This is a genomic window from Solibacillus sp. FSL W7-1472, assembly GCF_037969775.1.
Lineage (GTDB): Bacteria > Bacillota > Bacilli > Bacillales_A > Planococcaceae > Solibacillus > Solibacillus silvestris.
Genome location: NZ_CP150208.1, coordinates 2,605,202 through 2,625,565, shown reverse-complemented (window position 1 = coordinate 2,625,565; position 20,364 = coordinate 2,605,202). Strand labels below are relative to the sequence as shown.

16 protein-coding genes and 1 pseudogene are annotated in these 20,364 nt (G+C 38.1%); 11 read left to right on the top strand and 6 right to left on the bottom strand.

What is annotated here, in order from left to right; translation table 11 throughout:
• Positions 1 to 10: 10 nt before the first annotated feature.
• Together MKY07_RS13075 and MKY07_RS13070 are read right to left on the bottom strand one after the other, a co-directional pair.
• Positions 11 to 460, bottom strand: coding sequence for a universal stress protein (locus MKY07_RS13075; protein WP_014823245.1), 450 nt, complete (start codon positions 458 to 460; stop codon positions 11 to 13).
• A 107-nt stretch (positions 461 to 567) separates the two neighbouring features.
• A complete protein-coding gene (locus MKY07_RS13070; protein ID WP_008405151.1) occupies positions 568 to 1,158 on the bottom strand; it encodes a biotin transporter BioY in 591 nt (196 codons plus the stop codon).
• 180 nt (positions 1,159 to 1,338) lie between these two features.
• On the opposite strand from MKY07_RS13070, the gene MKY07_RS13065 reads away from it, so the two are divergent.
• From MKY07_RS13065 to MKY07_RS13055, 3 genes and pseudogenes are all read left to right on the top strand, one after another.
• A complete protein-coding gene (locus MKY07_RS13065) occupies positions 1,339 to 2,802 on the top strand; it encodes a YdiU family protein (RefSeq protein WP_339262565.1) in 1,464 nt (487 codons plus the stop codon).
• 69 nt (positions 2,803 to 2,871) lie between these two features.
• Positions 2,872 to 3,432 (top strand): helix-turn-helix domain-containing protein, encoded by a 561-nt coding sequence (locus tag MKY07_RS13060; protein WP_339262563.1) that lies wholly within the window; start codon positions 2,872 to 2,874, stop codon positions 3,430 to 3,432.
• Positions 3,393 to 4,259: pseudogene (locus tag MKY07_RS13055) on the top strand (IS3 family transposase); the annotation flags it as partial. The gene MKY07_RS13060 and the pseudogene MKY07_RS13055, both read left to right, overlap by 40 nt.
• Positions 4,260 to 4,339: 80 nt before the next feature.
• On the opposite strand, the gene MKY07_RS13050 reads toward MKY07_RS13055, so the two are convergent.
• The 4 genes from MKY07_RS13050 to proC all read right to left on the bottom strand — a co-directional run bounded on the left by MKY07_RS13050 (position 4,340) and on the right by proC (position 9,024).
• Positions 4,340 to 5,386, bottom strand: a complete 1,047-nt coding sequence (locus MKY07_RS13050) for an LLM class flavin-dependent oxidoreductase (protein ID WP_339262561.1) — start codon at positions 5,384 to 5,386, stop codon at positions 4,340 to 4,342.
• A gap of 204 nt (positions 5,387 to 5,590) precedes the next feature.
• The gene (gene nspC, locus MKY07_RS13045) at positions 5,591 to 6,751 is read right to left on the bottom strand and encodes a carboxynorspermidine decarboxylase (RefSeq protein ID WP_173364541.1); all 1,161 of its coding nucleotides are present in this window, start codon (positions 6,749 to 6,751) and stop codon (positions 5,591 to 5,593) included.
• A 32-nt stretch (positions 6,752 to 6,783) separates the two neighbouring features.
• Positions 6,784 to 8,013 (bottom strand): saccharopine dehydrogenase family protein, encoded by a 1,230-nt coding sequence (locus MKY07_RS13040; protein WP_008405160.1) that lies wholly within the window; start codon positions 8,011 to 8,013, stop codon positions 6,784 to 6,786.
• A gap of 201 nt (positions 8,014 to 8,214) precedes the next feature.
• The gene (gene proC, locus MKY07_RS13035) at positions 8,215 to 9,024 is read right to left on the bottom strand and encodes a pyrroline-5-carboxylate reductase (protein ID WP_008405162.1); all 810 of its coding nucleotides are present in this window, start codon (positions 9,022 to 9,024) and stop codon (positions 8,215 to 8,217) included.
• A 313-nt stretch (positions 9,025 to 9,337) separates the two neighbouring features.
• Here proC and MKY07_RS13030 point away from each other — a divergent pair, with 313 nt between their 5' ends.
• From MKY07_RS13030 to MKY07_RS12995, 8 genes are all read left to right on the top strand, one after another.
• Positions 9,338 to 10,327 (top strand): DUF3196 family protein, encoded by a 990-nt coding sequence (locus MKY07_RS13030; RefSeq protein ID WP_339262558.1) that lies wholly within the window; start codon positions 9,338 to 9,340, stop codon positions 10,325 to 10,327.
• A 109-nt stretch (positions 10,328 to 10,436) separates the two neighbouring features.
• A complete protein-coding gene (gene tig / locus MKY07_RS13025; RefSeq protein WP_008405167.1) occupies positions 10,437 to 11,726 on the top strand; it encodes a trigger factor in 1,290 nt (429 codons plus the stop codon).
• 533 nt (positions 11,727 to 12,259) lie between these two features.
• Positions 12,260 to 13,531, top strand: a complete 1,272-nt coding sequence (gene clpX / locus MKY07_RS13020) for an ATP-dependent protease ATP-binding subunit ClpX (RefSeq protein WP_008405169.1) — start codon at positions 12,260 to 12,262, stop codon at positions 13,529 to 13,531.
• A gap of 257 nt (positions 13,532 to 13,788) precedes the next feature.
• Positions 13,789 to 16,131 (top strand): endopeptidase La, encoded by a 2,343-nt coding sequence (lon, locus tag MKY07_RS13015; RefSeq protein ID WP_197494704.1) that lies wholly within the window; start codon positions 13,789 to 13,791, stop codon positions 16,129 to 16,131.
• Positions 16,131 to 16,712: a ribosome biogenesis GTP-binding protein YihA/YsxC gene (gene yihA / locus MKY07_RS13010; protein ID WP_008405173.1), complete on the top strand. Its 582-nt coding sequence runs from the start codon at positions 16,131 to 16,133 to the stop codon at positions 16,710 to 16,712. The genes lon and yihA overlap by 1 nt, the downstream gene beginning before the upstream one ends.
• A 123-nt stretch (positions 16,713 to 16,835) precedes the next feature.
• Entirely contained in the window at positions 16,836 to 17,009 is a 174-nt protein-coding gene (locus tag MKY07_RS13005) for a YjfB family protein (protein ID WP_014823250.1), read from the top strand.
• Positions 17,010 to 17,149: 140 nt separating this feature from the next.
• Positions 17,150 to 18,847 carry a phosphate ABC transporter ATPase gene (locus MKY07_RS13000; protein WP_339262551.1) on the top strand — a complete coding sequence of 566 codons (1,698 nt, stop codon included), beginning with the start codon at positions 17,150 to 17,152 and terminating at the stop codon, positions 18,845 to 18,847.
• A gap of 77 nt (positions 18,848 to 18,924) precedes the next feature.
• Entirely contained in the window at positions 18,925 to 20,358 is a 1,434-nt protein-coding gene (locus MKY07_RS12995) for an S-layer homology domain-containing protein (RefSeq protein ID WP_339262549.1), read from the top strand.
• The last annotated feature ends 6 nt before the right edge of the window (positions 20,359 to 20,364 follow it).

The following is a 20,364-nucleotide window of genomic DNA, read 5'->3' as shown; positions in this document are numbered from 1 at the left end:
TAACCTTTTTTTATTTAACGGGTGTTCGCACAATTAAAACATCGCATGTTGCATGCCGAACGATTGCTTCCGTAGTGGATCCCATGAACATCTGCTCGACCGCATTCGAGCCGGTTGCACCACAAATGATAATATCTGCGGGTGCATGCTCTGAAAGCTTTCTTGCTAAAATTGTTTTGGGCGTGCCTTTTGTTAAAATCTTATTGATGGCAGGAATGCCTGCTTCTTTTGCTTCCAATTCATAGCGGTCCAGTAAAACTTCGCCATGTTTGCGAACCAATTCAACCATATTATCATAAAGCATATCAAAAGATGTGGAGAAGCTCGTATCGATTACATGGATAATATGTAAAGTCGAGCCGATATTTCGTTTTGCTATATCAATCGATTTTTTAAAAGCGAGTTCGCTTATTTCTGAACCATCTACTGCAACAACAATATTTTGATAATGATTTGCCATATGAAATTCCTCCTTCATCTATTGAATAAAGTATATCAAATATATGAATCTCGGTATAATGATGACGCCGAGAACATGAGATGAGGAATTCTACTACAATCAACCATTTATTTAATAGGTAGGATTTTCAGGATTTTTTGAATACGATATGCAAAGAATCCTGCGAAAATTGAAAGAATAATATCTTTTGGCATTGGCGGAATCATCCAAAGCCATGCCATTTTAAACGTAAAACCTTCTGGAGCGGATGCCCATAATGTATAGGCAAAATACATCCATGTTGTTCCTATAATATAGTTAACCGCCATTGCTATAAGTGCACCAATAATATAGGCAAGTCGTGTTTGAAACTTTTCGGCAATTTTACCGGCAATATATGCACTTATAATAAATGTTACGATGAAGCCGAAAGTCGGAAGTAATATCGCCGAAAATCCGCCTGTGAATTTAGAGAACACCGGTGCCCCTGCAAGACCGATAAACATATAAACTGCACAAGCGATGGCTCCTTTTTTTGATCCAAGCACTAAACCTGCTAGTATGGCAAAAAATGCCTGTAATGTTATCGGTACACCACCGACCGTTAGAAAAGGTACAAATGATGTAATATTTGCCCCGATCATAATAAGTGTTGCAAAAAGTGCACTGTAAATTAAATCGATTGTTTTAAAGCTTTGTGTTTTGTGAACAGTCTCCATACATTACTCCCCTTGTTGTTAACTTCTATATTATTTTGGTTAACATAAATATAAATTGAGTTTTGTTTTGTGTCAACTTTTATTTTTAATAGGTTAACATACTAACCGGGCGTAATTTTGGTTAACTTTTATAAAAAAGTTTATAATAAATGCATCTTTGAAAGGAATGAGGCGAAAACAATGACAGATAAAAAGCAGAATTTTGGTTTTCGTTTTAATAACAGTTACTTGGAGTTGCCGCAAACTTTTTATTCCCATGTAACAGCTAATGAAGTGACATCACCTTCAATCGTCATCTTCAATCGTACATTAGCTGAGCAGCTCGGGTTAGATGCTCGGGAATTAAAAGAGCATGGTGCCGCTATTTTGGCAGGACAAGAAATGCCTGTTGGCGCAGCGCAAATTGCACAGGCCTATGCAGGACATCAATTCGGGCATTTTAATATGTTAGGTGATGGAAGAGCGTTATTAATCGGAGAACATCTCACGGAAAATGGGAAACGATTTGATCTTCAGTTGAAAGGATCGGGTCTTACACCGTATTCTCGTGGAGGCGATGGACGTGCTGCGCTTGGTCCAATGTTACGCGAATTTATCATCAGTGAGGCAATGCATGCACTTTCAATACCAACAACACGTAGTTTAGCTGTTACGGCAACTGGCGATATCATCTATCGTGAAACAGCTTTGGAAGGCGCTGTTCTAACAAGGGTTGCTGCAAGTCACTTACGTGTCGGGACGTTTCAGTATGCTGCTGCATTTGGAGAGGCGGACGACTTAAAAGCTTTGGCTGATTATGCAATTGAGCGCCATTATCCTGAGCTGATGCAATCAGAAATCCGCTATCTTGCCCTGCTCGAAGCGGTAATTGATAGACAAGCTTCCCTTATTGCGAAGTGGCAGAGTGTCGGCTTTATTCATGGTGTAATGAATACTGATAATATGACAATCAGCGGTGAAACAATTGATTACGGGCCATGTGCGTTTATGGATACGTATGATGTGGCAACTGTATTCAGTTCGATTGATCGTCAAGGGCGTTATGCCTACCGCAATCAGCCGCCGATCGCATCATGGAACTTAACGCGTTTCGCTGAAAGTCTGCTCCCGCTGCTTCATGAAAACGAAGAGGAAGCAGTTCAACTTGCACAAACTATTCTAGGTAAATTCCCTTCTATTTATGAAGCTTATTATTATAGTGAAATGAGGGAAAAATTAGGTCTACTTTCGATTGATGATCAGGATGAGAAGCTGATAGATGATCTGCTGAATTTAATGGAAGAACATGAAGCAGACTATACAAACACTTTTCGTACATTGTCGGAAGGTAAGCGACCGGATAATGATTTGTTCCAGTCAGAAGCCTTTAAACAGTGGGAAAAAAGATGGTTTGAACGGATTGAACAACAAGACACGACGATTGATGAAACAATGCAGGTAATGCAGTCCGTTAATCCGGCCTTTATTCCAAGAAATCATTTTGTGGAACAGGCAATCGATCAGTTTGCAGAAGGCGACCCTTCAATGTTTGCTGAAATGCTCCAAGTACTGACAAGCCCGTTTACTGTGCCGGAGCAGTACAAAAAATATACTCAGCCACCGACAGACGAAGAACCACCGTTTGTAAGTTATTGTGGAACTTAAAAAACGAGCACGGTACGGTGCTGCACCCCAAAAGTTAGAGTAAAAAACTAACCTTTGGGGTGATTTTTTATGACTAAATTTAATGAAGAATTTAAATTGATGGTGGTTCAAGAATATTTAAGTGGCTCACTAGGATATCGAGCGATCGCGAAGAAATATGCAGTCGGTGCTACACCGTTAAGGAAATGGGTACGTGCTTATAAAGAGTTTGGATGTAGTGGCCTATCTGTTAAGAAAACGAAGCAGTTTTATTCTGTTCAATTTAAATTAGATGTATTAAGCTATATGAAACGAACAGGTGCTTCCCATCAAGATACTGCGATTCATTTTAACTTGAATGATCCAACTTTAGTTGCTAGTTGGTATCATCGGTTTTTAAAAGAAGGGATAGAGGGCCTGCAAAGAAAACCAAAGGGGCGCCCATCCATGTCTAAGAAACAAAAATCAACAGTGAATAACCAAGAAAAAACAATGTCACGTGAGGAGCAGCTAGAACGCGAAAATGAACTGCTTCGTTTAGAGGTAGCTTATTTAAAAAAGTTGAAGGCTTTTCGGGAGAATCCAGATGCCTTCCTCGAAAAGCACAAGCTGCCATCGCATTCGAACTTAAACAAGAAGGATTTCGATTAAAAGATATTTTAAAACAAGTGGATATTCCTGAAGCAACGTATCATTATCATATCAAACTGATGAGGCAAAAAGATCCAGATTTAGAGTGGAAAGCCTTGATTTTAGAGACTTTTGAACAACATAAGGGGCGATATGGCTACCGCCGAATTCATGCGGAATTAAGAGTGCAAGGACACATAATTAATCATAAAAAGGTACAACGAATTATGAAAAACCTAGGGTTGAAATGTGTAAAATTCATACGTAAATCACGCTATAAATCCTACAAAGGAACAGTTGGAAAAGTCGCTAAAAACCTTTTGAATCGTAGATTCAGAACGTCATATGCCCTTCAAAAATTGGTGACTGATGTAACTGAATTTAAATGTACAGATGATGAAAAATTATATTTAAGTCCGATCATGGATTTATTTAATGGTGAAATTATTGGGTTTAGTATGTCAAAACGGCCGAGCCTAGATTTTGTGTTAAATTCACTTAGACAAGCACTACCAATTATTCAAAAGCGCGCAGAATATCGGACAACAATTCATTCCGATCAAGGCTGGCACTACCAACACAATACATGGGTGAGAACATTAAGACAGAACAGGATTTTTCAAAGTATGTCTCGTAAAGCAACATGCGCCGACAATGCGGCCATGGAGAACTTCTTTAGCTTACTAAAACAGGAAATGTATTATGGAGAACAAATCATCTCTTATGAAGCATTACAAAAGAAAATAAATGAGTATATCCATTATTATAATAATGTTCGTATTAAACAAAAACTGGTCGGCATGAGTCCGGTAAATTACCGAAAACATGCCAGCCAATTAGCAGCATAATAAAAACTCTAACTTTAAGGGGTCACTACCTACAACAAAAAGTTTTTGCCGTGCTCGTTTTCACTAACTATAGAAAAGTTTTATGATTTCAGTTCAATGTGGTTTCTAACAATTGGAACGACTTCGTTGGCAAATAAGTTCATACTGTTTTTTACAAGTTCAAATGGTTGACCGCCGATATCCGGCTGCGCCAAAAACCGGCTATGCCCGAAGAATTCATATTGTTTAATAATTTTTTCCGCAACCTCTTCAGGACTTCCAACGAATAATGCCATGTTCGGTCCGGTGATTTCGATGAATTGTTCAAAAGATAACTGGAAGCTGAAACTGCCGCGTTGCTGATTAACATACTGCCAATAGTTTTTATAGTAAGGGTAAAATTGCTCCAGTGCCTGTTCAGTTGTTTCTGCAATGAAAAGGTGACCGGTAACTCCAACATTTAATTTTTCAGGATGTTGCTGTCCGGATTTTCGGTAAAGATTCACTAATGGCTGGAACCGATCAAGGGGACCGCCTAATATTGCAAGTGCCATCCCAACTCCGACACGTCCTGCTCGAACAGCACTTTCCGGTGTGCCGCCAACACCAACCCAAATAGGAATTTCCTGATTAAAGGGCCTAGGTGCTATTTCCGCATTATTTAAAGCTGGGCGGAATTGACCGCTCCATGTTACGCGTTCCTGTGAATTTAATTGTTGAAGTAACAGTAAGTTTTCCTCAAATAATGCGTCATAATCATTTGTTGAATACCCGAAGAGCGGGAAAGATTCGATGAATGCACCACGACCTGCTAAAATTTCGGCTCGTCCATTGCTTAGTAAATCAAGCGTTGCAAAATCTTCAAAAAGCCGAACAGGATCTACCGTACTTAAAACGGTTGTTGTGCTCGTCAGTTTAATATGTTTTGTCCGTTGAGAAATCGCAGATAAAACAACAGGCGGAGCAGATACGACATAATCAAGACGGTGATGCTCGCCGACACCGAACACATCCAGCCCTAAATTTTCAGTTAAGTCCGCCATCTGTAAAATTTCCTCTAATCGTTGCGAAGGAGAAGGGGCTTTTCCTGTTAAAGGATCAGTGCCAATATCAGCGAGGGTATAGATGCCGAATTCAAATTTCTTCATTTTTAATAGACTCCTTTACTAAGTTACTAAAAGTAAGTTTATCATATACTCTTTGATATCTATATTAATAAGCTTTGTGCAACATAACATTCAAAATAGTTGAAGTATATTTAAATACTTCTAGTGGGGGAACTCGTGAAAACAGAAAAAAACATCCATTTCCTCACGGAGAAAATGGATGTTTTTGTTACCATGGATTGTTAATTAAGATAGACGGTTACGGTAGTCTTCGTATTGGAAAGTACGAATAACTTTTACACCATCTTGTTCATTGTAAGTGCAAATACTTGGTAAATTTACACCGTTGAACATATGCGTTTTTACCATTGTATAATGGGCCATATCCGTAAAGACGAGTTTGTCGCCTGCTTGTAGCGGCTCATCGAAAGAATAGTCTCCGATAATGTCGCCTGCTAAGCAAGTCATCCCACCTAAGCGATATGTGTAGGCTTTTTCGTTTGGCTGACCCGAACCGATAATATGTGCGCGATAAGGCATTTCAAGTGTATCCGGCATATGGCAAGTAGCTGAAGAATCGACAATCGCAAGCTCCATACCGTTTTGTACTATATCAAGCACAGTCGCCACTAAATATCCTGTATTAAGCGCAATTGCTTCACCTGGCTCTAAAATCACTTTTACGCCATATGTTTCCTGAATGCGGTTGATTAAGCTGACTAATAGCTCGACATCATAACCTGGCTTCGTAATATGGTGTCCGCCGCCAAAGTTGATCCACTTCATTTGATGCAAGTATTCACCATATTTCTCTTCAAAGTGTACTAAAATACGCTCTAGAACTTCAGCACCCTGCTCACACATTGCATGGAAGTGAATACCTTCTACACCGTCAAGTTCATCCGGACGGAATGACTCCACCGGAATACCTAAACGCGAGTTAATATAGCAAGGGTCATACAAAGGTGTTTCCACTTCTGAATATCCTGGATTTACACGTAAACCGATTGAAATATTTTTCTCGTGATTTAACACTTTGTCTTTGTATTTATTTAACTGATCAAATGAGTTAAATACAATATGGTCGACATAAGTTAAATATTCATCGATTTCATGCTCTGCATAAGCAGGGGCATACGCGTGTACTTCCTTGCCGAATTCTTCAAAGCCAAGACGTGCTTCAAATAGTGAAGAAGATGTAATCCCCGCTAAATAATTGCGCGCCATCGGAAATGTTGACCACATAGAAAACCCTTTAAGTGCAAGTAAAATATCGCAATTCGTACGATCTTGTACGGATTTTAACAGTTTTAAATTGCGCTCAAGTAATCGCTCGTCCACTACGAAGGCAGGAGATGGTGCTTTTGACCAGTCAATGCCTGTTTCTTTTTCAAGAGCAGCTGCCATCACAGATTTTTTCGTGTTTTTAATTTCTGCCATTATGCTTTTTCTCCAGCAGAAGTGAATTCCAAGTCGATTAATTCAGGGTTTTCTGTTTCGTGCCATGGTAATCCCCATTTATTTAATGCATCCATGAATGGGTCCGGATTGAAGTCTTCTACATTCCATACACCTGGTTTTTGCCATTCGCCGTTCATTACAAGCATAGCGCCGATCATTGCCGGTACACCAGTTGTGTAAGAAATCGCCTGTGAGCCAACTTCTCTGTAGCATTCTTGGTGATCACATACATTGTATACATAGTAAGTTTTTTCTTTACCGTCTTTCATACCGCGAACGATACAGCCGATGTTTGTTTTACCTTTTGTAAGTGGACCTAATGTAGCTGGGTCTGGTAAAACAGCTTTTAAAAACTGGATTGGCTGAATCATTTGTCCTTGGAATTCGATTGGCTCGATTGAAGTCATACCTACATTTTCAAGAACGTTTAAATGTGTTAAGTATTTTTCGCCAAACGTCATCCAGAAGCGGATTTGTTTTAAACCTTTAATGTTTTTCGCTAAAGATTCCAGTTCTTCATGGTATAGAAGGTAGCAATCTTTTTCACCGATTTCCGGTAAGTTATAAACTGTTTTATATTCTAAAGGCTCCGTTTCAACCCACTCGCCATCTTTCCAGAAACGACCGTTCGCAGTAATTTCGCGAATGTTGATTTCAGGGTTGAAGTTTGTTGCGAATGGAAGTCCGTGGTCTCCACCGTTTGCATCAACGATATCGATATAATGAATTTCATCGAAATGATGCTTTTGTGCATGCGCTGTGAATACGCCTGTTACACCTGGGTCAAAACCTGAACCTAGAAGCGCAGTAATACCTGCTTCTTCAAAACGCTCTTTATACGCCCATTGCCATTTATATTCGAATTTAGCAGTATCTAAAGGCTCGTAGTTTGCTGTATCTACATAGTGAGTCTTCGTTGCCAAACATGCATCCATAATAGTTAAGTCTTGATATGGTAAAGCTACATTGATCACCACATCTGGATTAAATCCATTGATTAGGTCAATTAGTTCCTCAGTGTTATCCGCATCCACCTGTGCTGTGTGAATAATCGTTTTTCCACCATCTAATTTTTCTTTTAAAGCATCACATTTTGATTTTGTTCGACTTGCGATCATAATCTCTTCGAATACTTCTGAGTTTTGTACACATTTATGTACGACAACGCTAGCTACACCGCCAGCTCCAATAATCAATGCTTTACCCAATTTCTTGTCACGCTCCAAATCTATAATTTTTTGGTTTCATTTTTGAAACAAGATTGATTATATAGAATAGTACGGTAGTTAGCAATTATGTTCTCATATTTTTTTTGTAGAATTAATAGAAAATAAAAACATAATTTATTATCATTACTTTATAAAAAAGAAAAAGCCCAGTGAGAAGTTATATCCACTGGGCAGGCATTTCTATTTAACTGTTTGTTTTTGTAAAAATGTATCACGATTCGTTACTGCATCAACGGCTTCGTAGATTGTACTTTCAAAGTGATTAACTTGAAGGGAAGTGACACCTTGAATTGTCGTTCCTCCAGGTGAACATACTTGATCGATTAATGCCCATGGGTGAGAATCGGACTGTAATACCATTTGCGCACTGCCTAATACAGAGCTTGCCGCAATTTGAAGTGCCATATCTTTGGGCATCCCTTCACGAACTGCTGCACGGGCCAATGAGTCGATATAGAGGTAAGTAAAGGCAGGAGAAGCACAACCAATTGTTGTAAAGATTGAAAATAGGTTTTCAGGAAGCTCGACAATTGTTCCGACAGTAGCAAAAAGCTTCTCAATGATTGCTTTTTGACCTGCACTAGCTTTCTGAGTTGAATAACAACTTGTCGATGCCCCGATTGTTGCGTTAATATTCGGCATAACCCGGAAAATAGATGTTTCGCTTCCAAGTTCCTCATGTAAATAATCGAGTGATTTTCCGGCGGCGATTGAAATGACGATGTGTTTATTCGTTAGATGTTTTTTTATTGTAGGTAAAACATCTTCGAACATTTGAGGTTTTACAGCGATGACAATTACGTCTACTTGTTCCATTATCTGTTCAATTGTATCGGCTGCCTGAATGCCGTATTTATTTACAAGGTCTTCGGTCTTTTCACGACTCCGATTCATCCCGTATACATCGGCAGCATTAAATTGCTGGCTTGTAATCATGCCGTGAATAATCGCGCCAGCCATGTTTCCAAGTCCGATAAATCCAAATTTCATCTATAAATCCTTCTTTCAATTAATTTAATTATATCTTTTACGTAAAATGTACATAGCGCTTAGTATACCGCACTGGCCGTTCAATGCAAACAGAACGACTTTTTTCATACACACAATAACCGTCCTTTTGTTGCTATTAACAATAAATTAGGTTAATTACAATTAAGAACGGGAATATTGAGTGAAAAGGGTCGCGATTTCAGATTAAATCATGCATTCATATAATTATTGTTGGAATGAATAAACAACGTTAAAATAAATGCAATGGACGAAGAGTGCAACTGCATTACTTTGTCGCCGATGGAGTGATTAGATGAAAGAAAATAAAAAAAATAAAGATCATGGAAAAGTAATTTTATTTCCGGGGATGATGGATCGTTTATTTAATGAAGCAAAATATTTGGCAGAAAATAACCAGTACAAAGAAGCAAATGAGCTATTTGAGCAAGCTTTGTTACTAGGTGAGGGAGATGAAGTGTCACTTAGTATATTTGCATACTCATTATATGAAGAAAAAAATTACGAACGAGCAAAACAAGTTTGTGAGGAATTGCTTGCGATAGGTCCAAACATGTACTTTGAAGTGATGGAACTGTACTTAACGATCTGCATGCAATTACGTCAATTTAAACAAGTTGAAAAAATCATTGAATCATTGTTTGACGAACAGTTAATCCCTGAATATGAAGCGGAAAAATTCGAACGCTTAAAAAATTTGAATGCCCATATTGCGGAAAACCAGGAATCCCATTTTCAAGCAACAATTATTGAAGATAACGAACCTGAAGAATTTACGGCAACAGAATTTTCTGTAATGTCAGCACAACAGCAAATGATGCTGATTCATGAACTTACGGAAAAGAATATCCGTCCCTATTCCGGTGAATTGAAAGCACTTATTGAAAACGAAACAATCCAACCTTTTATAAAAAGCTTACTGCTCATTCTGCTTGTTGAACAAGAAATCAATATGACAGTCACTGTAACAAAACTAGGTCAGTCCAAAGAATTAAACCCGGTGAATTTTCCGTTGCCGACGAAGCTGCCTCAATATACGGAAATTACGGGATTTATAATGGAACAACTGGCACAGGAGCCGTCTACTTTAGAGTTTGCTTTACACTTAATCGACAAACATGCAATCGTACTTTACCCGTTTGAATGGGCCGGATATTCCAGTGAAGAAGTTGCTGCAGGCTATATCCATTATGTGAAATTAATGTTCGGTGAAGAGAGAGAAATGAATGGTGGAATAGTTACTTTTTTACAAAACATAGAAAAAATGTCGGATTTGCAAGAGTAGTGAAAAAAGTTGAAACATTGAGCATCTATGTTATACTAAAATGGTTGTCAAACAATATATATGACGAGTTTGTTTATTCAAACGAATGTTAACTTTGGAGGTAATATATATGTCAGTAAAATGGGAAAAACAAGAAGGTAACGAAGGTTTATTAACGGTTACTGTAGAAGCTGCAGAAGTTGATAAAGCTTTAGACCAAGCTTTCAAAAAAGTAGTAAAACAAATTAACGTACCAGGTTTCCGTAAAGGAAAAATGCCTCGTAACGTATTTGAAAAAATGTACGGTGTAGAAGCTCTTTACCAAGATGCTCTAGAAATCGTTATCAATTCTTCATACCCAGTTGCTTTAGACGAAGCTGGTATTGAGCCAGTTGACTACCCAGAAATCGCGGGTACTGAGAATTTCGCTAAAGGTACTGACTTCACATACACTGCAACAGTAACTGTGAAACCAGAACCAAAATTAGGTGAATATAAAGGTTTAGAAGTAACTAAACAATCTGCTGAAGTAACAGACGAAGAAGTTCAATCTTTAATCGACGCTCAATTAGCTAAAAAAGCTGAATTAGAAATTAAAGAAGATGAAGCAATCGTTGAAGGCGACACAGCTGTAATCGATTTCGAAGGTTTTGTTGGTGAAGAAGCATTCGAAGGCGGTAAAGGTGAAGACTACGCATTAGAAATCGGTTCTGGTTCTTTCATTCCAGGTTTCGAAGAGCAATTAGTAGGTGCTAAAACTGGTGAAACGAAAGATGTAGTAGTTACTTTCCCAGAAGAATACCATGCTGCTGAATTAGCTGGCAAAGAAGCGAAATTCGTTGTAACAGTTAAAGAAGTTAAAACAAAAGTATTACCAGACTTAACGGATGAGTTCGCTAAAGAAATCGATCCAGAAGTTGAAACTGTAGAAGCATTACGCACTAAATTAAAAGAAACTACTTTAGCTAACAAAGAAGCAGATGTAGAAGCTTCTTTACGCGACGAGTTAGTTGAAAAAGCGGCTGCTAATGCAGAAGTTGAAATTCCACAAGGAATGATCAACACTGAAGTTGACCGCATGGTTCAAGAGTTCGGCCAACGTTTACAAATGCAAGGTATGAACTTAGATCTTTACTACCAATTCTCAGGTCAAAACGAAGAAGCATTACGCACTCAAATGGCTGAAGAAGCTGTAAACCGTGTACGTGTATCTTTAGTTTTAGAAGCAATTGGTCAAGCTGAAAACATTGAAGTATCTGAAGAAGATATCAATACAGAAGTAGAAAAAATGGCTGCTCAATTCGGTATGTCGAACGATCAAATTTTAACTGCTTTAGGTGGAACTCAAGTTCTTGAGAACGATATCCGCACTCAAAAAACAGTTGAATTCCTAGTTGAAAACGCTAAAATTTCTAACTAATTATTTGTTTTGAATAATCGATTTGAATTCAATCCTGTACTGATTCATGACCATGGTGAAGCATGAATCAGTGCCGACAAGTACCGGTTTACTCCTGGGCTACCGTCTAACATAAAGATAAAACTAGTACGGATTGAATAAAATGAGATTTTGACAAGGTACGGTATTCCCGTGCCTTGTTTTCTACCTTTGAATACATACATATAATAGTTGGTTCATTTGAATATTTAATGATAAAAAGTTACAATATAAAGTGAAACTTAAATCAGTGGGGGTTCTTTATCTCCCACTGATTGTTAGTTGAACCAATCGGGCTTTCACGGGTAGTTGATTTCCCGCCTTTCCTTTTCGCTGTACTTTAGTCGAAAGGCTGGAGTCTTACTACCCGTTAATGCGGGATAATTTCATTAACTATTGAACAGCCAGCAAAGTTTAATAGGACATAAAATAAGCTAGTAACAACGCGCAATCAATTTATTTGATAAAACAACTAGAATCTTGTAAGATTGTTGCTTGAATAGGGGTGAACCAAATTGTTTAAATTTAATGATGAAAAAGGCAATTTAAAATGCTCTTTTTGTGGTAAACCACAAGAACAAGTTCGTAAACTGGTTGCAGGACCAGGCGTATATATTTGTGATGAGTGTATCGAACTATGCTCGGAGATCGTAGTGGAAGAGTTAGGGATCGAAGAGGAAATCGAGTTCAATGAAATTCCAAAACCTAAAGAGATTTTAAATATTTTAGGTGAATATGTAATCGGACAAGAACGTGCAAAAAAAGCATTGGCAGTTGCTGTATATAATCACTATAAACGTATTAATTCGAATTCAAAAATTGACGATGTTGAATTGTCGAAATCGAATATCGTATTAATCGGACCAACTGGTAGCGGTAAAACTTTACTTGCTCAAACGTTGGCGCGTATTTTAAATGTACCATTCGCAATTGCTGACGCGACAAGCTTAACTGAAGCAGGTTATGTTGGTGAGGACGTTGAAAATATTCTTTTAAAGCTAATCCAGGCTGCAGATTATGATATAGAACGTGCAGAAAAGGGTATCATTTATATTGATGAGATTGACAAGGTTGCTCGTAAATCCGAAAATCCTTCAATTACACGTGACGTATCAGGCGAAGGTGTACAACAAGCATTACTGAAAATTTTAGAAGGTACAGTTGCAAGTGTTCCTCCACAAGGCGGACGTAAGCATCCACACCAGGAGTTCCTTCAAATCGATACATCGAATATCCTGTTTATCGTAGGTGGAGCATTTGATGGAATCGAAACAATTATTAAACGTCGTCAAGGCGAAAAAGTAATTGGCTTTGCTTCAACACAAAATAAAGGAATCGATGAAGATGCTTCAATCATGTCACAGTTAATTCCTGAAGACTTGTTGAAATTCGGTTTAATTCCTGAATTTATCGGACGTTTACCGGTATTGGCTACATTAGAGCAGTTAAATGTAGATGCATTAGTACAAATTTTAACTGAGCCTAAAAACGCTTTAGCAAAACAATACCAAAAAATGTTGGAGCTTGATGATGTTGAACTGGAGTTTGAAGACGATGCACTTGTCGAAATTGCTAAATTGGCAATTGAACGCAAAACTGGTGCCCGTGGTCTACGTTCAATTATTGAAGCGACAATGCTTGATGTAATGTTTGAATTGCCTTCACGTGAAGATATTAAAAAATGTATCATCACAGCTGAAACAATTCGTGACAAAGCAGATCCAAAGTTAATTTTGGATGATGGGTCTGAATTGAAAAAAGACGACAACAAAAAAACTTCAGCTTAATTATAAGCTGAATGGATTCCAACTATGTAGCTGACTTAGACTTCTCAAGCAAGTCCAAAGTCAGCTTTTTCTTACAAAAAGCATATACATAAGGTTTCGGATATTTAGCCGGATGTCTCAGGTTTTGAAGTGTTAAAAATGGTTTTCTCCAGTATTTTGAGTACCTGAACTCGGAAAAATCTGGACACAGTAACGCTTAGGCGTAATTGACAAGGAACTAACACATACTTATATTGCGGGTTTTTTTAAAGATTTGGATGGAGGTGAATACCCGCGTGACGAAAAAATTAACTAATATGCCAGTTTTACCGTTAAGAGGACTTCTTGTATACCCAACGATGGTTTTACATATTGATGTGGGTCGAGAACGTTCAATTGCTGCACTAGAACATGCGATGCTTGAAGATAGCACAATCTTTTTAGTAACCCAAAAAGATTTACGTGTTGATTCACCGGGAAAAGCAGATCTTTATAAAATGGGGACATTAGCGAAGGTAAAACAAATGCTTAAGCTTCCAAATGGAACATTACGTATTCTGGTTGAAGGTTTAAACCGTGCGGAAATGGTCAGCTATGAAGATTCCGGGAAATTTACAACTGCAGATTTGGAACTATTTGAAGATGAGCTGCACAAAGATGCAGAAACGGAAGCTTTAATGCGTACTGTGCTATCGTATTTTGAAAAGTATGCAAAATCTTCAAACAAAATTACGACAGAAACAATCGAATTGGTGCTTGATATTGAAGAACCTGGTCGATTAGCAGATGTTATTGCTTCTCATTTGCCTTTCAAAATTAATGAAAAGCAAGAAGTGCTCGATATTACGAACATTAAAAAGCGTTTAGATCACTTAATGATTCGTTTGCATGACGAGCAGGAGATCTTAAATCTCGAGAAAAAAATCAGTACAAAAGTGAAACAAGCGATGGAGCGTACACAGAAAGAGTATTATCTGCGCGAGCAAATGAAAGCAATCCAAACAGAACTTGGTGATCGCGAAGGAAAAACGGGTGAAATTGCCGAACTTCGCAAAAAAATCGATAGTGCCGGAATGCCGGAGTCAACACAAAAAGTAGCGTTAAAAGAACTTGACCGCTACGAAAAGTTACCTGCTGCAAGTGCAGAGAGTGGTGTCATCCGTAATTATCTGGAATGGCTTGTATCGATTCCTTGGACGGAAAAAACGGAAGACCGTATTGATATTGCCTATGCAGAAGAAATTTTAAATCGCGATCATGATGGCTTAGAAAAAGTGAAAGAGCGCGTTTTAGAATATTTATCAGTACGTCAATTAATGAATTCATTGCGCGGTCCGATTTTATGTTTGGCCGGACCTCCGGGCGTAGGTAAAACGAGTTTAGCGCGTTCCATTGCGGAAAGCCTTGACCGTAAATTTGTCCGTGTATCACTTGGCGGTGTGCGTGATGAATCTGAAATTCGTGGTCACCGTCGTACGTATGTCGGCGCAATGCCGGGACGTATCATTCAAGGGATGAAAAAAGCAGGCACGACAAATCCTGTATTCTTACTTGATGAAATCGATAAAATGTCAAATGACTTCCGTGGAGACCCATCTGCTGCAATGCTGGAAGTATTGGATCCCGAGCAAAATAATACATTCAGTGACCACTTTATTGAAGAACCGTACAATTTGCAAGATGTCCTATTTATTGCAACAGCAAATGATTTAAGTACAATTCCTGCACCATTATTGGATCGTATGGAAATCATTAATATTGCAGGTTATACAGAATTCGAAAAAGTAGAAATTACTAAGAACCATTTGATTCCGAAACAGATGAAGGAACATGGTTTGAAGAAGACGCAATTGGCAATGAAAGATGAAGCGATTACGGATTTAATTCGTTACTATACCCGTGAAGCTGGTGTTCGTGGGTTGGAACGTCAAGTTGCGACTGTTTGCCGTAAAGCTGCGAAAAAAATTGTATCTGGTGAAAAGAAAAAAGTAACGGTCAACTCCAAAGTACTAGTGGATATGCTTGGGAAACACCGCTTCCGCTATGGACAAGCTGAATTGGAAAACCAAGTGGGTGTCGCTACTGGACTTGCCTATACAACAGTCGGTGGTGATACATTACAAATCGAGGTTTCATTAACACCTGGTAAAGGTAAATTAATTTTAACAGGGAAGCTTGGCGATGTAATGAAGGAATCAGCACAAATTGCTCTTTCATTCGTCCGTACATTAACAAGTGATTTAGGAGTAGATGCTGATTATTTCGATCAGCACGATATTCATGTCCACGTTCCGGAAGGCGCTGTACCAAAAGATGGTCCATCAGCAGGTATTACGATGACGACTGCTATTGTGTCCGCAATAACTGGAAAAGCAATTAAACGCGAAATTGGAATGACTGGAGAAGTAACATTACGGGGTCGTGTACTGCCAATCGGCGGCTTAAAAGAGAAATCACTAAGTGCCCACCGTGCAGGATTAACGACGATTATCATTCCGCAAGACAATGAACGTGATATTGATGATATTCCTGAAACAATTCGTGAGCAACTCACATTTAAACTAGTTTCACAAGCGGAAGAAGTTCTTGCGCTCGCACTAGATGGAGGTTTTAATAAGTAATGAAAGTCCATAACGTAGAAATGATCGGCAGTTTTGTCCGACCAGAACAGTTCCCGGAAGACGGGCTACCTGAATTCGCTTTAGCGGGTCGTTCAAATGTCGGCAAATCTTCGTTTATCAATCGTATGATTGGCCGTAAAGCAATGGCACGTATTTCGTCAAAACCTGGTAAAACACAACAACTGAACTTCTATAAAATTGAAGAACAGCTTTATTATGTTGACGTACCAGGATACGGCTATGCAAAAGTTTCAAAATCAGAACGTGCAGCATGGGGAAGAATGATTGAGCAGTACTTTATGGGCCGTGAGCAGTTAAGAGCGGTTGTCTTAATTGTTGATATTCGCCATAACCCGACTTCAGATGACTGCATGATGTATGATTTTTTAAAGCATTATAATATCCCGGTAATAGTTGTCGCAACTAAGGCAGATAAAATTCCGAAGGGAAAATGGGATAAGCATAAAAAGATTGTCCGGGAAACACTACAAATGGAAAAGCAAGATCCATTAATCGTGTTTTCTTCTGAAAAAGGTCTTGGTCTAGAACAGGCTTGGGCAGAAATTGAATCACGCATGTAAACAATGCAACCTCGAAATTCTTTCGGGGTTGTTTTTTATTTTGGCCAAATTACTCTCGGAAATTATAATAATTACTTGATATTCATAGTATTTAGCCGATAAAGGTAAATAGGAGGTGTACATTTGGATATTGCTGCATTAGCGATGTCGGTGAAACATAACGAATTGATGCAAAATGTTTCATTGACCATGACGAAAAAAGCGATGGATTTTCAGCAAGATAATGCGAAACAAATAGTCGAAGTGATCAATGCATCACACCCCATATTAGGTAAAACAATCGATATTTACGTATAAATAATTTCGACAATCAATGCCAATAGTCGGCAATTTTGTTACACTAAAATAGGCCATGTAACAATATTTGGTATTAACTACAAATATTTCGGGCGTTTACTATGGATTGAAAAAATTACTGAAAGAAGGAGGCAGGGAAATTGCTTAAAAAATTCATTACCTTATTGATAGCAATTACAATTGCTTTAGCGATCTTACCAATAGTACAAAAAGCTGAAGCAGCATCGAATACATATACATTTATGAAAGCGAATTATAATGAAACCGAAGATAAGAAGGGAAATGTCACACGAACATTAAAAAGTGTCACATTAAAAAATAGTGCAGGCAAAACTGCAACATTTAACCTTGCCAATACTAGTAAATACTATATTAATAGTACGCTGACAACGATTGATGGATTTAAAGCAGGCATGAGTGTCACGATAAAAGTAAACTTGGGCAAAATTACGGAAATGCGTGGCTCTACAAATGTAGAAGGCGGTTCAATCGTCGAAAACAGCAAACAAGTAACCGGTGTTGTCACACAAATTGATCCGAACGGTTTGCAGTTACGTGTAAAAGTCGACGGTTCCTCAACTAAAAATTATTCAGTGACAAACAATACGGAAGTTTTCAAAGGAAACTCATCTGTAGATTTAAGCACACTTTATGTTGGAGACCGTGTCCGTCTAAAATTTGCAACAGCCAATACTTCCCGTATAGCTGAAATTACAATTATGAGCACAGCCAATATGGTAGCGGAATTATATAAAGCAGATTTAAATACAGTTAATACAAACAAAAATACGCTAAATGTTAAAAATGCGCATCCTTTACTAAACTGGCGCTTTGGAACAGTAAAAACGAAAACACAAGCAACATTTAATTTTACGAACAGTACAAGCATTTACGTAGGAAATAAAAAAATCTCAAAAAGCCAATTAAAAAAATATAATAATAGCGAGCTATATTTTGTAACAAAAACTCAGTTCAGCAAAGAAGTAATTGATAAAATTATCGTATTAGCTAAAAATGAGCGTACATTCTATCAACCTATTACAAGTGTCAATCTTGGTGTGAACACACTGCAACTTAAAAATTCATTAAAATTAAATTATCATAACGGTTCGATTTTGATTCGCAATGGCCGTTTAGTAGAACCTGAAGGACTTATAGCCCTTGATTTAGCGCAAAATCCAATATCGACAACGGCATTTGTATTAACAGATGGGGCGATTAAGAGTGATTATGCCCATATCGTCAATATAACAAATGATGGTTATTTAGCACCGAATCTATCAAAATACAAACTATACTTTGGTCGAATTAATGTGGCGGATCTAGATGCATATGAAGTGGAGTTATCTGACTTACAACGTTTCGATAATCATTTCTGGAATACGGATAATTCCATTGCATCATTTGCTTACAGTAATTCAACAATCGCTTCAGAACTGGATGGAACAAAGCAATTCAAAGTCATCCCGGAACTGGATCTCGATTTGTATGATAATTACACAAATTCACCAAATCCATATTACGGATACTTCTTTGTAAATGATGGTCATATTGAGGGCATTCATTTTGTGCCAAATGAAAAACTGGCTACGTTAACATTAACTGGCCGTGTAAGTTCGATTAATTTCAATACGAAAAAGATCTCGGTTGTTAACAGCAGCCAGTGGAACAAAGACGGTCACTGGAGTTACCGATTTGGTTCACTTTCGCTCGACCTATCAAAAGCAATGGTTATTAAAGATGGGGAAGTAATCGACATATCTGATATTAAAAAAGCAGATCATGTTACAGCGATTGCACGTTCAACATCGGAAGTTTATGTATTATTAGTAAACTAATAAAAAAGGCATGCGGGACCGGTTTCTCGCATGCTATTTCATAATAAGTGAATCATAAAGAAATGAGGGACAAATTTGTGAGAAAGAAACTTTGCTTCACCTTCCTAGTGGCATGCTCATTTTTTCTGTTGCTGCTCCCTTCATCAAGTTCTGCACAATCAATTGATCTAACAGGCGGCATAAAAAACGAATATGAGTATGAAGAATACTTTTTCTTAACAGGAAAGCCGATTAAATTTACAGGGACAAATAAAAATATAACGATATCAACGAAGGAATCTAAAGGCAAGTTAACCGAAACATATAAGTTTACGTTGGCAGGGCCAAATGGGGAAAAGCTAACACGGAATTTTACGTATACATACGATGTCACAAACTATGACCAAGTTGGGCAAAGTTCGGCAACGGGTGAAGTTACAAAATTTACTGAAAAAATTACGGTTGGTGACAGAACCTTTACATTGGCCGATTACCAGCTTTCTAAAAGTACGATTACTGACAAGCGTCCGGCATCCGACTATTATTCAGGAAATGCGATTGCACGTAAAACATATACCGAAGTGACAGGACGTAGCAAAGATGCCGTTACTAAAACAATTACGGCACATGTAGATAGCCGCAATGAAGGATATGAAAACTTCTGGGGAGCTACTGAAACACAAATTACGGATTTCGAGATTGAGTTTGATGACGGGACGATTGGTACAGTGAAAAACAAAGTATCAACATCCAAGTCGCGAACATTGGAATATAACGAAAATGATGCATCGTTATCTAGTTTTAACGGTAACTATAAAACGATTAGCTCTGCTGATTCATTATCGGAATATGAATACGACTTGCCTGCTAGTGAAGGAACAGTCGCAAGCAACATCGACTATATGCCAAAGCTTGAAATGCTGAAAATTCCAAAATTCCGAGATTTATCTTCGAACTGGGCACGCGTGCAAATTGAGAAACTGTATTCACTGGGCATATTAGATGATCAATCGAACTTCTACTCACCCAATACACCTGTTCAGCGCTATGATTTTGCAATTGCCATTGGTAAAGCAATCGATCTGCGTGTATTGGAAGAAACGAACCGCAAAAAGACACAGCCATCTATTTTTAAAGACGTGAAACGTACAGTAAAAGATTACAATTACTTAGTGGCAACGGTTGATAAAGGCGTTATTAAAGGGAAAACACCAACAACATTCGACCCGGACGGTTTTTTAACACGTCAGCAGGCAGCGACAATTTTAGTACGCGCACTTGGGCTGGAAGGTAAAGCACCTGAGCCTGGCTATACTACAGACTATAAAGATGATTACAAAATTACGGATTATGCACGCGATGCAATTTATGTCGCAACACAGTTAGGGTTAATGTCAGGAAGCGAAGGGTATTTCAATCCGAAAGCTACATTAACACGTGCACAATCTTCTGCAATCATTGAACGATTTTTACGTTATTTAGAAACAGATTTAAAAGAAAATTACCGAGACAATATTCTGTTCTTTAACTAAGGGGTT